The sequence below is a fragment of the Streptomyces milbemycinicus genome (assembly GCF_002154605.1).
Classification (GTDB): Bacteria; Actinomycetota; Actinomycetes; order Streptomycetales; family Streptomycetaceae; genus Streptomyces; species Streptomyces milbemycinicus.
Genome location: NZ_MUNE01000036.1, coordinates 1 through 14,051 on the forward strand (window position 1 = coordinate 1; position 14,051 = coordinate 14,051).

The 14,051-nt window shown below is 65.5% G+C and carries 10 protein-coding genes and 1 pseudogene; 3 read left to right on the forward strand and 8 right to left on the reverse strand.

Annotated features, from left to right (window positions below; all coding sequences use genetic code 11):
* The coding region (locus CCN51_RS02960; RefSeq protein WP_143675714.1) for a hypothetical protein at positions 1 to 2,146 on the reverse strand (2,146 nt) is incomplete at its 3' end.
* Between the two features lie 204 nt (positions 2,147 to 2,350).
* On the opposite strand from CCN51_RS02960, the gene CCN51_RS02965 reads away from it, so the two are divergent.
* On the forward strand, positions 2,351 to 2,896 hold the full coding sequence (locus tag CCN51_RS02965) for a hypothetical protein (RefSeq protein WP_014182556.1): 546 nt from the start codon (positions 2,351 to 2,353) through the stop codon (positions 2,894 to 2,896).
* 254 nt (positions 2,897 to 3,150) lie between these two features.
* On the opposite strand, the gene CCN51_RS59810 is transcribed toward CCN51_RS02965, so the two are convergent.
* Positions 3,151 to 3,315 carry a hypothetical protein gene (locus CCN51_RS59810; RefSeq protein ID WP_014182555.1) on the reverse strand — a complete coding sequence of 55 codons (165 nt, stop codon included), beginning with the start codon at positions 3,313 to 3,315 and terminating at the stop codon, positions 3,151 to 3,153.
* A 493-nt stretch (positions 3,316 to 3,808) separates the two neighbouring features.
* On the reverse strand, positions 3,809 to 4,612 hold the full coding sequence (locus CCN51_RS02975; RefSeq protein WP_014182553.1) for a DDE-type integrase/transposase/recombinase: 804 nt from the start codon (positions 4,610 to 4,612) through the stop codon (positions 3,809 to 3,811).
* 485 nt (positions 4,613 to 5,097) lie between these two features.
* Between CCN51_RS02975 and CCN51_RS52950 the strand changes: the two genes are divergently transcribed.
* Positions 5,098 to 5,439 carry a hypothetical protein gene (locus CCN51_RS52950; protein ID WP_014182552.1) on the forward strand — a complete coding sequence of 114 codons (342 nt, stop codon included), beginning with the start codon at positions 5,098 to 5,100 and terminating at the stop codon, positions 5,437 to 5,439.
* Here CCN51_RS52950 and CCN51_RS02990 read toward each other — a convergent pair.
* Complete coding sequence (locus tag CCN51_RS02990; protein ID WP_107425899.1) at positions 5,411 to 6,136, reverse strand: RHS repeat-associated core domain-containing protein; 726 nt, start codon at positions 6,134 to 6,136, stop codon at positions 5,411 to 5,413. The genes CCN51_RS52950 and CCN51_RS02990 overlap by 29 nt on opposite strands.
* A gap of 1,731 nt (positions 6,137 to 7,867) precedes the next feature.
* Here CCN51_RS02990 and CCN51_RS02995 point away from each other — a divergent pair.
* Complete coding sequence (locus CCN51_RS02995) at positions 7,868 to 8,743, forward strand: alcohol dehydrogenase catalytic domain-containing protein (RefSeq protein ID WP_014182551.1); 876 nt, start codon at positions 7,868 to 7,870, stop codon at positions 8,741 to 8,743.
* A 27-nt stretch (positions 8,744 to 8,770) separates the two neighbouring features.
* Here CCN51_RS02995 and CCN51_RS03000 read toward each other — a convergent pair.
* From CCN51_RS03000 to CCN51_RS03015, 4 genes and pseudogenes are all read right to left on the reverse strand, one after another.
* Positions 8,771 to 8,962: pseudogene (locus tag CCN51_RS03000) on the reverse strand (IS630 family transposase); the annotation flags it as partial.
* A 31-nt stretch (positions 8,963 to 8,993) separates the two neighbouring features.
* On the reverse strand, positions 8,994 to 9,893 hold the full coding sequence (locus CCN51_RS03005) for an integrase core domain-containing protein (protein ID WP_055414086.1): 900 nt from the start codon (positions 9,891 to 9,893) through the stop codon (positions 8,994 to 8,996).
* Complete coding sequence (locus tag CCN51_RS03010) at positions 9,835 to 10,908, reverse strand: integrase core domain-containing protein (protein WP_014182548.1); 1,074 nt, start codon at positions 10,906 to 10,908, stop codon at positions 9,835 to 9,837. The genes CCN51_RS03005 and CCN51_RS03010 overlap by 59 nt, the downstream gene beginning before the upstream one ends.
* A gap of 370 nt (positions 10,909 to 11,278) precedes the next feature.
* Positions 11,279 to 13,612, reverse strand: a complete 2,334-nt coding sequence (locus CCN51_RS03015; RefSeq protein WP_043488405.1) for a beta-L-arabinofuranosidase domain-containing protein — start codon at positions 13,610 to 13,612, stop codon at positions 11,279 to 11,281.
* Positions 13,613 to 14,051 lie beyond the last annotated feature (439 nt).

Consider the following 14,051-nt stretch of genomic DNA (forward strand, 5'->3'; position numbering starts at 1 on the left):
GCGTGGGGGTGGGGTCGGGCTTGCCGTCGTCGGTCTTCGCGGCCCCGTTCCCACCGAGGAACGTCACATCGGCATCCCGCGCGGAGGTCTGCGCCCGCACGCTGTCCTTCGTGGTCTGGGGAAGGCGCCGGTGTTGGAGCTGGAATTCCACGGGGGTGATGTTGCGCTTGGGGGCCTTGGAGAAGTCGACGCCGCCGACGAAGAAGGTGTAGACGCGTCCGTCGCCGAGGGGCCATTCGTACGTGAAGTCGCCCTTGGTGAAGGACTTCACCATCTCCTTCCATACGGTGCGCTTGTCCCAGTCGGCGTTCTCACCCCGCAGCGGCCACCGCTTGAGATTGTTGCTGTTGATGATGGGCCGGAAGTCGGTGGCCTTCTTGGCGTCCTGCTGCCGGATCCACTCGGCGGCTACACGGGACTTGTAGACGCGGCGCAGGTCGGCGTACTTCTTCTCGGTGTTGATCTGCTTCTCAACGTGCGGAACGAGGTAGCGGGTGATCAGCCGGTGGCTGCGCTCCTTCTCCGCCTTGGTGAGCTTCTTCGAGCAGTCCTCGCCCTGCACGGGGGTGTCGAAGTCCATCGCCGCGTGGTTGACCTTGAGCGGGGCGTCGAGGATGTAGATGCCGCCGTCCTGCTCGCGGACCTTCGCACGGCCGGGAACGATCCAGTTGCGGCCGGATCCCCAGCACGGCACCCCGTCAACCTTGGGGGTGGCGTTCATGAACTCTTTGCCGGGGGACTTCTTGGGGTCCATGGCGCGGGAGAAGTCCCGCTTCATCTCCATGTCGGCTTCGAGGAGGACGCGTCCGGCGTCGGTCTCCCCGAACCCCTTATCCATGATCTTGTCCGGCTGATCCGGATTCAGGTTCACCCACTGCCTGTCGGGGGTGAGGGCCAGCCACGTGAACAGGGCGTCCGAGGCCAGCTCAAGTTTCGCTTGCCCACCCCAGCCGGGATTGTTGTCCTCGTCGGGCATGAAGTCGGCCTTCATGCTGTAGTCCAGCCCCTTGCCCTTGACGGGGCTGCCGACGTACTGGAGCTCCAAGGTGGAGAAGTCGACGCCGCCGGGGCCGCGGCCGAGGACACCGCGGGTGTTCATCTGGTTGTGCTGGTTCTGGATCTGCCGCGCCTGCGCCGGGTTCTTCCCGGAGCCGTAGGCGATGGAGTTGATCGGGCCCTGGGCGCCGGTGTTCGGCCGCGGATTGAACACCGGGTAGGACTTGGTGTACTTCGTCTGCGGCCACAGCCCCTTCGCCGTCGCCCGCCGCTCCGCGATCCGGATCGGGTTGTTGCCCGACCCTCGTTCGGCGCGGAGCTTGGCGTTCTCCGCCTTGTACTCCTTGGTGGTGGCCCCGTTGGGCTTCTCCCCGGCGAACATGGTGAACTTCGACTTCGTGAAGTCGTACTTCGCGTCCTTGTGGCGAAGGATGATCTTGTCGTTCTTGAACTGGCCGGTCTTCCGCTTGCCGTCGGCCTTGAACTCGCCCAGGTCGCCGGTGCGCTGGTTGTAGGCGTCGTAACGCCGGGAGGCGATCTTGTTGCCGTCCTTGTCGAAGATCTCGACCTTCACTTCGCACAGCCAGTCCGGGCCGACGAGGTTGAAGTTCTGGACGGTCTTCCGCTCGAAGACGCCGCCCTTCTCCCGGGAGTGCTGGGCGCCGATCAGGTTCTGTGGCACCCACTTTTTGAACGTCTTCGGGGACGGCTTGCCCTGGATGTAGCGGGCGTAGCGGGCCCAGATGGCGCGCTTCATGTCCTCGGGGTTCTTCGACGCCCGGTAGGCGGCATCCCACTTCTTGACGTCGGCGTCGGTGTTGCCGACGCTGTTCAGGTCGGCGCGGGTAGGCGCGGGAACGTCTTCGAAGCCCTTGAACTCAAGGTTGAAGTAGTACTCCTCGTCCGGACCGCCCTTGGTCCAATGGTGCTGGCCGGTGGGGGCTCCGGAGTTGTTCGGGGTGCGGGGGAACGTCTTGCCGAGGTGCATTTTGTCGCAGCGTCCGCCGGACGTGACCTTGGCGTAGTCGCCGGGGGCTGCGTTCGCGGTGGCGGGGAGGCCGACGAGCATCATCCCGGCCGCCGAGGCGACCGCGAGGCAGGAAGCCAGGCGTCGCCGGAGCCGGGTACGGATGGGTATCTGTGTTCTCATGCGTGTCCCTGGTCGTGGGGGGCCACGGGACTTCGGTGGTGCGGGCGGGCGGCTGGTTGGGGCCCCGTGTCAGTCTTTCGCCGACCGCCAGCCAACACACTAGGGGCTCCCAACGCCTCGGGTGCGGAGGGTTGTTGGGCGTGTCGGGTGTCGACTTGGCGGCACTGCAATGGTGGTGTCAGTGGTATCTACTACCGTCGACGCATGACCGAACCTGACGAGACGTACGACCCGACCCGGCACCCCGACCTGCTCAGGTGGATGGGTGAGCGCCAGGACGCCCACGAAAGGTGGGCCGAACAGACCTCCTTCGCGGGCGTGCTGGACTTCACCCCGGCCTCCTTGGGGATCCTGGACGAACTGATCCGGGAAACCGCGAACAGCATGGAGGAGGTCACCGATCAGCGCATGACGCCCTTCATCCAGGGCGCGATCTGGTACGTGGGAGAGGTGTTCTGCCGCCACCAAAAGATGGTGTGGAAGTACATCCCCGACATCGTCAGCGGGGAGCTTGAGCCGTTCTTCAATGCGGCCGGGGAGACCTCTGCGCTCGATCACCCCTGCGTCGGCGCCCCCGATGACCCGGAAAGCTACCTGTACCCGCTGAACATGCTCCGCCGGATCCTCCTCACTGAGGACGAGGTCGGCAACCCGGTCGAAGAAACGCTGTCGTCGATCTTCGCCAATCCCTTCGACGAGGACGACGAAGACGACGGCGAGGAGCTGGACCCGACCGGCGGTTGGGGATGACCCCGGCCCGCACGCTGATGCCGCCCACCCTCGCCCGGGGCGCGGCCCTGGTGGCGCTCGCCGGGTGGGATCTCGCCCAACTCGATCCAAGGGGATGGGCTGCAGCCGCAGGTAGACCAGAGTGACCAGCACCCGGTCGACGAAGACAAGCTGGTGATCCGGTCCAGCGCCAGCCGCACGCCGACGGTTGCGGCCTCGCCGTTCCCGCAGAACCGACTCGCACCGCGCCGTCCAGGGACCGGCCAGCTCCTCGATCAAATCGCCGAGATGTGCACGATCAAGGCCGCAGAAGGCAGGATGAGACAGGGCCGCGCGGCCGAGAAGGGCGTCACAATCCGGGCCAACTCGCCCTGGATCCGCCGGTGGCCCCAGCGTGGATTCTCGTCGGCCAGTCGCAGGACGAGGTTCTTGGTCGCCATGGCGGTGGGCGGTCGACCGGTGCGTCTGCGCGCGCTGTAGTCCCACTTCGCGGCGATGAACCTGCGGTGCCGGCCGAGCAGGGTACTGGGGGTGACCGGGAAGACCTCGCGCCGGCGCAGGCGGGGTATGTGTCCGGACAGGGCTGCGAACCAGAACCGGTCCGTTGGGTCGTAGCTGACTGGTCGGGTCAGCTGTCGGCGCAGGACCGCATTCTCGTGGCGGAGTACGCGCGCTCCGCGTCTTTCGCGGCATCGCTGCGGAGTAACGTCGATGGGAGGGAGATCAACTTGCGGGTCATCTTGTACAGCAGGCGTACGAACATCCGGTCATGCTTCCGGTCGACGACCCGTCACCTCCGCCACTTGCAGCGACGGACTTTTCGAGCGGCACAGGTGCACATCGCCGGCGTCATGCGACACCCGACCGGCCTCTGGACCTGTGGGGCTCGAATAATCGTCGCTTCTGGTCAAGAGGCATATCTGTACTCGTTGATCACGCCGCCGAGGATGCGGGTGCGCAGGACTCGTCGGCTGGCTGGTTTCCGGCCAGGATGTGGTGGGCGTGAGCTTCGTCGAGGATGAGTATGTGGTCGAGGGGTTCTCGGCGGAGGGTGCCGATCACTCGTTCGCAGTGGGCGTTGGCTTTGGGTGCGCGGACCGGCGTCTTGATGATCTCGATATCCTCGGCCTGGAATACGGCGTCGAAGGCGTCGGTGTACTTGCTGTCGCGGTCCCGGATGAGGAAGCGCAGCGAGTCCATGCGCGCCCCGAGGTCGGTGGCGAGGTTGCGGGCTTGTTGGGTGGCCCAGGCAGCGGTTGGGTGTGCGGTGACGCCGGTTATGTGCAGGCGCCGGGTGTGGTGCTCGAGGAAGACCAGGGCGTACAGGCGTTGCAGGCTGATGGTGTCGATGTGGAGGAAGTCGCAGGCGATCAGACTGGTGGCCTGTGCTGAGAGGAACTCGGGCCAGGTTGGGCCGGTGCGGCGTGGTGCGGGGTCGATTCCTGCGGTGTGGAGTATCTGCCAGTCGGTGGAGGCGGCGATCGGGTGTCCGAGCCGGGCCAGTTCACCTTGAATCCGGCGGTGGCCCCATCGGCTGTTCTCGTGGGCGAGGCGCAGCACGAGGTTCTTGATGGCGGTCTGTGTGGGCGGCCGTCCGGGACCTCGGCGTCGTCGGGAGTAGTCCCATCGGCGGGCGACGAGCTTGCGGTGCCAGGCCAGCCGCGTGCTCGGTGTGACCGGGAAGACCTTGGCCCAGCGGCGGCGGGGGATCAGTGAGGACAGGGCCGTGAACCACAAGCGGTCCGCAGGCTCGTACCGTACTCGCCCCTGCAGCTGGCTTCGCAGAACGGCGTTTTCGTGACGCAAGACAACAAGTTCAGCCTCCTTCGCGGTGTCCCGCCGCAGAAGCACTGCGGGCACAGAGAGAAGACGTCGAGTCACCTGGTACAGAAGGGACACGATCATTCCATCATGGTCGCAGCTCTCTGCGCGCCGGGGCGGGGCGTTTGACCAGCAGCGATGAATAACCGAGCCCCACACGACGGAGACATCGTCCCGGACATCGGCCGCTGGGCGTATGGCGGGGATTGGTTCATCATCCCCAGCGACCCGGACTTCGGTGCCAACCAGATGACCACGGACACAGAAGGGCACGGCGGCTACTGGGACCCTGGCTCCAAGAGCCTATTGAACCAGGGGCTGGTCGTTGTCGGAAAGGGATACAATGTGCAACCGAAGCTGCCGCCAGCGTTATTGGCGTGAAGTAGGAGAAGTTCCCTGGCGTGAAGACCAAGCTGAGCGCACGCGTGCTCGCCGCACCCCTCGTCCTCCTCACTCTCACCGGATGCAGCATGACTGACAACGGCTCCGACATCCCCTCCGCCGGCACGAGCACGTCGAGTGACGCCGCAGACAAGGTGGAAGGTGTTTCCAGCGGTCTCTACGACCTGATAGGTGTCAAGGGGAAGACGTCCGACAGTCGCGCGACAGTGACGGAGTGTTCCGGCAAGGACCCGGACAAGTACTTCCGGATCCTCCACCCGTGGAGCTTCACCCCGGCGTCCTCCAGTGACCTTGAGGCAGCCATGCAACGGCTCAGGGAGGCGCTGCCGAGGCACGGCTGATCGTCGAGTACGGGCCGGACACCAGGGTGTAGCCGTTCACTTGCTGCGGGTCGGTCAGGTCCATGACCGGGTCGACCGAGAGGAACCGGCCGGTGGTGGGGTCGTAGTCGCGCGCGCCCAGGTGAGTGAGGCCGGTGGTTTTGGTGTCGTCGGTTCCTCCGACGAAGCCCTTGGTGCCGGGCCAGTCGGTGGGCTGGTCGCCGCGTATGTCAGCGAAGGGCAGCGTGCGGCGCTGGGTGGGCTTCTGTGTGGCGGTGTCGATGGCGAGTTGTGCAGTGCCGTGGTGGTCGGCGAGGGTGGGGGAGACGCTTCCGTCGTCTTCCTGGACGGCTTGGTGGCCGCCGCCGAGGTCGATGTATCGAGTGGCTCTCGGCGTGGTGGAGCTCTTGGGCCAAGTGATTTCGGTGTTGCCCAGGTAGAGGGTGGCCTCGGTGGAGGTGCGGCCGATCAGGTGGTTGCCGTCGGCGTCGCAGAGATATTCGGTGACCTTGTCGCTGCCGCCCTCGACAGGTGGGGAGAGTCGCCGCTGATCCGGGGCGGAATGCCTTTCTCCCGGGTGACTGGCACACCTGACGGGTACCCGCCGCCGTTGGCGCGCGGACGGAGTGCCTTCGTACGGGAATTGACGATTCTGGGTGCGTGAATGGTCGACATCGACGTCCCCGGTTCCGGCACCCTGTGTGCTGATGTCATGCAGGGGTTGACATCATGTGCTCCGGTTCCACCAAGCAGGGGAATAGTCGAAGAGTATGGGAAAGGAAATGACGAGAGAAGGCATCAGTCTCGCGGCGAATGACTACATAGACCAGGTCTTACGCATGCTTGCAGGCTACGCACCACGGGGATGGGCGGAGCTCGAGTACATCATGCTGTCCACGATCAGAACGGATCGCACGCGGTTGTTTGTTAATTACAAAGGGAAGGATGCCGAGCGGATCTCTCCTCCCCTGGCGGTTATGGCAGGTGATGCGCGATCTACGAAAAACCATGTACCGAGTGGGCGCCGGCACATGGTACACGGCAGAACGCATGATTCACCGATCCCGTGCATATAGTGTTGATTTCGGCTACGACTCGGAACCCACCTTTGTACCTCCTTTGAATATCGCAAGTTTTGTGCAGGACCTGCAGTACTCCCCCGCGACGAGGAGCATGTGCCCGATTGGCTCCATAGCCTGCTGACGCCGCACCGCAAGCCTCCTGCATCAGAGGCCTTCGGTAGTAGCGCCGAAATCTCACACCCTTGCACGGGACCTTCGCCGTAGACACACAGGTATTCCGCTTCTATCGTGACGGAACCGTTCTCGACGCGCTCGTGGGCCCCGCACCACAACCTGAGAACGCCGAGTCCTTCACACGAGCTACACCCCGGATCCCCGCCACCAGGAGTGCACAGGGCGCACTACGAACAGCGAGGCTCACGCGTCTCCTTCACCACGCGCAGCCACATTACGGATGAGGAAATCACCGTACGCGGCACCTGGGCAAACGGCCGCCTCATTCTTGGCTACACCGGACAGGGCTGGGAGAACAAGCCCCAAAAGTTTGTGCGGCTTGATTGTGCCAGCGGGTGAACTATCGCTGTTCAGACAGCGTGTCAATGCGGGAGGAGTTCCAGCTATGGACGCAAATCTGGTGACCTTCGGAGCGGGAGGACACCTGACGCCTCCCAGCCGCACGCCTCTGCGCTGGCCCATCAGGTGCTCCGGACCCTGGACGGCCCGGAGCGCTGGCGGTGGCCGCTGTGGGCCGGGGTGTGCCGGACCCGGGACGCCCGGGTCCACGACCTGGTGGTCCGGCGGCATTCGTCGAGCACGGCGCTCAGCAGGTCGTCGACGCGGGGACGGGGCGGCATCGATGTGGCGACTGCCGTCCCGTACGGCGGTGCCGACGGTGAACCCCCAGACGCCCGCCTTCCCCAGCGCGGTGATCCCTCGGCCCGGCCGGCGCTGTCCGCCGCCAGGACGGGCAGCGCCGACCGCGTGGCCAGTGCTGCGCCGCCGCCCGAAGCCACAATGTCGGCGGCGTCCAAGCAGCACGCTGCGGTGGCCCTCGACTCGGCCGGGGGACGGCCAGTGCTCGACGGGTGCGCCGTCGAGCCCCTTGGTGACAGCCCAGCGGATGGTCCGGGTGGTACCCGTTCGCTCAGGCAGCAGCGCCGCAGATTGATCCCGGAGCGGTTCGGTCAGCCATGACGGCAGGACAGGCACAGGTCATTCCCCCCCCCGGTGATCACAGAGTGTGGCAGCTCCCTGATCATCAAGGCTTGAGCCTGTCCTGCTATCGGGGTGCCGTCACCGCGCCTATCTGCGTGACCTCTCAGTGAACAGCGCGGCTAATTGACCGAGCTTGCATCGCACCAGCGATCTGACGAGCCGAACCGATTGAGCGACAGTCATATGCATTGCAGTGAAAGAGGATCCCGAAGATGGCTGAGCAGGTACGAGGTGTGGTTGCTCGCAGGAAGGGGAAGGCGGTTTCGGTCGAGACGGTCGTAGTGCCGGATCCGGGGCCGGGTGAGGCCGTTGTGAAGATCCAGGCCTGCGGGGTCTGCCGCACCGACATGCACTACCGCGAGGGCGGCATCAGCGACGACTTCCCTTTCCTCCTGGGGCATGAGGCGGCGGGTGTGGTGGAAACCGTCGGCGAGGGTGTCACAGACGTGGCGCCCGGAGACTTTGTGATATTGAACTGGCGGGCGGTGTGCGGCCAGTGCCGGGCGTGTCTGCGCGGGCGTCCTTGGTACTGCTTCGACACGCGCAATGCCGTGCAGAAGATGACCCTGTTGGATGGCACCAGGCTGTCGCCGGCGCTGGGCATTGGCGCGTTCGTGGAGAAGACTTTGGTGGCGGCAGGTCAGTGCATCAAGGTCGACCCGGCTGCCTCCCCGGCCGTGGCCAGTCTGCTGGGCTGCGACGTGATGGCGGGCATCGGTGCAACGATCAATGCCTGCGGCTTCGACCTCGACGTCGTCATCGATGCGGTCGGCCGCTCGGAGACCTACGAGCAGGCGTTCTACGCCCGCAACCTGGCCGGCAGGGTGGTGCTCGTGGGCGTACCAGCTCCGCCGATGAAGCTGGAACTGCTGCTTGTAGACATGTTCGGACACGGAAGGGTGTTGAAGTCGTCCTGGGACGGTGACTGCCTGCCCTCGAGCGACCGCCCGATGCTGGTTGATCTCTACCTGCAAGAATGGCTTGACCTGGAGGCGTTGGTCACCGAGACGATTCCCCTGGACGATGTGGAGAAAGCTTTCGAGCAGATGCACCACGGTCATATGCAGCGCTTGGTGGTGATGCCGTGATGGCAACTCGTATCGAACACTTGGTGGCTAGTCTTCTGAGTCAGGAATTCTATTCAGATAGCTGGCGAGACGTTCGAGGATCTCGTCCGCGGTCTTCGTCCAGACGTAGGGCTTGGGATCGGTGTTCCATGCGGCGATCCAGATGCGGATGTCCTTCTCCAGCGCGTGGACGGTCTTGTGGACGCCTCGCCGTATCTGCTTGTTCGTCAGCTCCGCGAACCTGTGCCGCTCGGAAAGTCGTCGCTGCACGTCACGCGGCGTATCGGTACTCGCTGATGAGGCCGCCGAGGATGCGGGTTCGCAGCAGTCGGTGAGCGCGGGTGTCCGTTGCGGCAGGCTGATTCTGGGCATCGGGTGGTAGTTGGGTGCGGGCCTGGTGGGGCCGGTGCTCGTTGTGGTGACTCTGGTAGACAGCAAGGACCTGTTGGGCATGTGCTTCGCCCAGAATGAGGACGTGGTCGAGGACCTCGCGGCGGATGCTGCCGATGACGCGTTCGCAGGGGGCGTTCATCCGAGGTGCTCGTGGCGCGCTGTTGATCACGTTCAGTTCCTCGGCCTTGAAGACGGCGTCGAACGGCTCGCCGTACTTGCCGTCCCGATCGCGCAGCAGGAACCGCAGGGACTCCATGCGCATGCCGAGGTCTGCGGTGAGATTCCTTGCCTGCTGCACGGTCCGTCCCCGCGTCGGGTTGGTGGTGACGCCGGTGATGTGCGGGCGCCGGGTGCCGTGCTCGAGGAAGGCCGGCGCGTACAGCCGCCTGCCGAGCGCGGTGTCGATGTGGAAGAAGTCCGCGGCGATGGTGCCCTCGGCTTGCGCGCTGAGGAACTCACGCCAGGTCGGACCGGAGCGACGCGGCGCCGGGTCGATGCCCGCTGCGTGCAGGATCTGCCACACCGTCGAGGCTGCGATCCGGTGTCCGAGCCAGCTCGCCCTGAACCTGCGGTGCCAGCCGAGCAGGGTCCTGGGGGTGACCGGGAAGACCTCGCGCCGGCGCAGCCGGGGTATGAGTCCGGACAGGGCTGCGTACCAGAACCGGTCCGCTGGCTCACAGCTGACTGGTCGGGTCAGCTGTCGGCGCAGGACCGCATTCTCATGGCGGAGTACGAGCAGCTCCGCGTCCTTCGCGGCATCGCTGCGGGTAACCCGGATCGTTGATCGGCGTGGGCCGTGATGCCAGAGGTGAGCCCTGGCCGAGGGCGCGGTGCGGGCGATGGGTGTTGTAATGAATCTCGAACTCGCGTAGCGCGTTGATGAGATGGCGCTGGTTCCAGATCAGCGTCCGGTTGAGGAGTTCGCGTCGGCAGGTCGCTACCCAGCGTTCCATCACCGCGTTCATCCGCGGCATCATTACGCCGGTGAGCACGGTCTGGATCCCGGCATCGGCGAGGATGGCGTGGAACACCTGCGGGTACTTCCCGTCCCGATCGCGGATCAGGAAACGTGCCCGGCACCTGGCGTCCTCCAGGTCCATGACCAGATTGCGCGCCGCCTGGGCAACCCATGCCGCAGTCGGGTGCGTGGTCGCGCCCAGGACCCGAATGCGACGGCTGGCCTGCTCGATCACCGTCAGCACGTATAGTCTCGCGCCGGTGAGTGTGATGGTCTCGAAGAAGTCGCACGCCAGCAGGGCGTCGGCCTGTGAGCGCAAGAAAGCGGCCCATGTCGTGTCCGTGCGCTGCGGCGCCGGGTCGATTCCTGCGGCGCGCAGGATCTCCCAGACCGTCGAGGCTGCGACCTTGATCCCGAGCACTGTGAGCTCGCCGTGTATCCGGCGATACCCCCAGGTCGGGTTCTCCTTCGCCAGCCGGATCACGAGTAGCCGGATGGACCGGACCGTTCTCGGCCGACCCGTGCGATTCGGGCGTGACCGCACGGCGTGCCTGCGGCGCAGCAGGTCGCGGTGCCAGCGAAGCACGGTGTCCGGCGTCACCAGCAGTCGAAGCCGACGGAGGCGCTGCTTGGGAAAGCGATGGAGCAAGGCAGCGAGGAAAGTGCGGTCCTCGGGCGCGAACCGGGGGCGGGCTCCGCCGAGCTGCCGCTCCAGCACGGCGAGTTGGTGCCGCAGCGCCAGGATGTCCACGTCCTTGTCCCGGTCGCTCAGCGGCAGCAGCCGTAGTGCGGCGAAGGCGTTCGTTACCGTCAGATAGGCCAGGCGCAGTAACACAATTGATCATTATGTCGGTCAACGCCGACGTGCCGGAACACCGCCCACCCGTCGTCGGCAAGACAACGTGATCCGTTCTTTCACCTGCGCGGATGGACTTTTCGGCACCCACACCCGCGACCGCACGGCGTTTCGGGCGCATGAGGTCGATGGCCGCCTTCGTCACCGCACAGGCCCTTGCGATGACGGTCCTGATCTTCACCCCCGCAGCGGGGCGGGCGCTCTGGGCACCGGAAGCGGTGGCGGGGCCTGTGGGTGCCGGTCATTCCCGGCGCCCACGGGTTCGTCTTCCGCTTCCCGCTTACGCGCCCGACATCAATCTGACCGAGAACGGGTGGGCACACCTGATGTCGTCTCCGAGCTGAAAAGCTCAGTAGCTGTTGCTCACGATTCGCCACCGGTTGTCGGCAGTACCGTTATCCGAATCCTGGACCGCGAACGCGCCGACGGCGGTGGAGTTGTTCTGGATGCCGAGCACCTTGCCGCTGTTCACGTTACGGATTTTGTACGTCCCGTCTCCCTGATCGAGCAGTGTCCACCTGTGGTCGGCGGTGCCGTTGTCCGACCACTGCAGAACAAGAGCGTTGTCGGCCGTGGACATGTCCTGAACGCCGAGCACCTTGCCGCTGTTGGCATTGCGGAACCTGACCGCGTTTCCTTCGTCGATCATTTCCCAGTTGTGATCCGCGGTGCCCGAATCGTGCCACTGCAGGGCGCGGCCACCATCGGCCGTGGACATGTCCTGGATGCCCAGCACGAAGCCGCTGCTCACGTTGACAAGGCGGACGGTGGCATTGTTGCCTCCGCCCTGGCCGTTGGCGTTCCAGTAGACGGTGTAGTTGTGGCCGTGCGCGTCGTGGAACGGGCCCAGGTTGACGGTGGAGCCGTTGGCGGTGGCGGTGAAGGCGAGCGAGGTGCTGCTGGTCCGTGTGATCGAGGACGTGTTCAGCGTCGGGAGGGAGTTGAGCGAGGTGTTGCCGTAGTTGCCGGACAGCACCACCGGGCCGTAGGTGACCGCGGCGACGTTCGCGTTGTCGTTGGCCGCCCGCATGATGATCCGCATGGGGAGGCGGACGGTGACCGTGTCGCCGGAGGTCCAGGAACGGGTCAAGGTGGCGTAGCTGCCGGGCGTTGTGGTGATGTTCTGCGTCGTGCCGTTGACGCTGATGGTGGCCCCGGCGGTCCAGCTCGGGATGCGGATGCGCATGGCCCAGGTGCCGCTGAGGTTGCCGGTGACCTGGAGGGTCGTGGTGTCACTGACGGGGTACGACGTGGTCTGGGTGACTGTGATCCCCCGCTGTGACCAGTTGAGCACCGAGGGCACGAACAGGTTCACGATCAGCGTGGTGTCGCTGGAGAAGTAGACGGAGTCCATCAGCTTGGTGTGCATCTCCAGCCCCGTGCCCTGGCAGCACCAGAAGCTGTCGTAGTCGGTGCTCCAGGTGCCACCGCCCCACGCCGGACCCACCCCACGTCGGCCCCCCGGGTTGAGCGGGGTGAAGTAGGTGACGTGGCCGTGGTTGTCGGCCGGGTTCTGCTGGCCGATCATCTGGTTCAGCCACGCCCGTTCGTAGTAGTCGAACAACGCGACCCGGTCCGGGTCCAGCGTGAACAGCTCCCGGGTGAGCGTGAGCATGTTGTACGTGTTGCAGCTTTCGCACGCGTCCTGGTTCAGGTAAGCGGCGATGGCGTTCGGGGGGCGGAAGTGTTCCGCCTGGCTGTTGCCGCCGATGACGTAGGTGTGCGCGTTGACGCAGATGTTCCAGGCGTTGGTGGCGATGTCCCGGTAGCGGGTGGTGCCGGTGGCCTTGTATTCCCGGGCGGCGCCGATCCACTTGGGCACCTGGGTGTTGGCGTGCAGTCCGTTCAGCCGGTCCTGATTGGATGCCAGCGGGTCGAACACCGCGCCGTGGTCGAACCGTTGCGCGGTGGTGAGCCATCGCGAGTCACTGGTCTGGAGGTAGAGGTCGGACAGCACGGCGTTCATGCCACCGAACTCGGTTCCCAGCGTGGACTGCATCTGCTGGCCGCTCAGCCGACCGGTGCGCCAGTCGACCCATCCGGCCAGGCTCAACAGCATGTCACGGGCCTGCGTGCTGCCCATATGGCGCCACACATCCAGCAGGCCGGCCAGGATCTTGTGGATGACGTAGTACGGCACGTTGCCGTTGGACAGGGTTCCGGCCTCGAGAGCGCTGAAGTCGGACTCGGGGAAGCCGGACAGGTACCCGCCGTTGAACCCAGCGGCGCCATTGTTGGCCTGGCACTTGGCCAACTCTGCCACCATGTAGGCAGCCTTGTCCCGGCAGGTGGTGTCCCCCGTCACGGCATACACCTGCGCCCACGCGGTGAGGAAGTGCCCCTGCACGTGGGTGCGGAAGGGGAATGTCGGCCCGTCCCAGCCGCCGTTGGAGGCGGCGCCATTGGTGGGCAACCGGTGGTTGGCCCGGAAGTTGTACAGCAACCGGTCGGCATCGACGAACCGCAGGTAGTTCCGCGTGCGGTTCTCGTTGTCCAGCCATCGGCTCGCGGTCAACCGGACCTGACCGAGTTCGAAAGGATTGGCGGACACCCCGATCCCGGCCCGGACAGGGGCGCTTGCGGCTCGGGCGGGCGAGGATCCGACGACGGATTCAGCGGCGGAGGCCACGGCCGTGGCCCCGGCTGCCTGCAGCAGGCGACGTCGACTGACGGAGGAGGACAATGTGCACCCTTTCCATGATCAAGGAAAGCGGATACGTCCGTGGCACTGACATGGTCATGTAATACTCTGCTCATTTTTGCGCTGCCTTGTCGTTGGTGCAATCCCTCGCCCCGGCCTCTCGTAGCGTTTCGGAACGGGTTCACCGTCTGAACGGTGTAGGCGCCAAGAATCTTGTCCGCGCTGGTCGCGCTGCATGTTGGTACTCGCGGAGGGTTCCGCCGAGTCGGTATCGGCGGCGGACCTCCAAGTGTCTGGTCTTCCCAGGTTCGTTGATCGGGTGGGGGAGTGGCCGCAGCGGAGCGGCTTGGCCGAGGGACGGTGGAGCAGGCCGGAGAGGATTGCGCGGTCGCGGCATCTTCGCCGAGGTGCGGCTGGTGACGACAGCCGGACAGCGCGCCGCCGACGGCGAGTAGGTGCCACGAAGCCTCCCCCGCGGTCC

What these genes read in the sequence shown, in the direction of transcription:
- CCN51_RS02965 (WP_014182556.1), top strand. Translation starts at nt 2,351, where the DNA reads ATGACCGAACCTGACGAGACGTACGACCCGACCCGGCACCCCGACCTG.
- CCN51_RS59810 (WP_014182555.1), bottom strand. Translation starts at nt 3,315, where the DNA reads ATGGCGACCAAGAACCTCGTCCTGCGACTGGCCGACGAGAATCCACGC.
- CCN51_RS02995 (WP_014182551.1), top strand. Translation starts at nt 7,868, where the DNA reads ATGGCTGAGCAGGTACGAGGTGTGGTTGCTCGCAGGAAGGGGAAGGCG.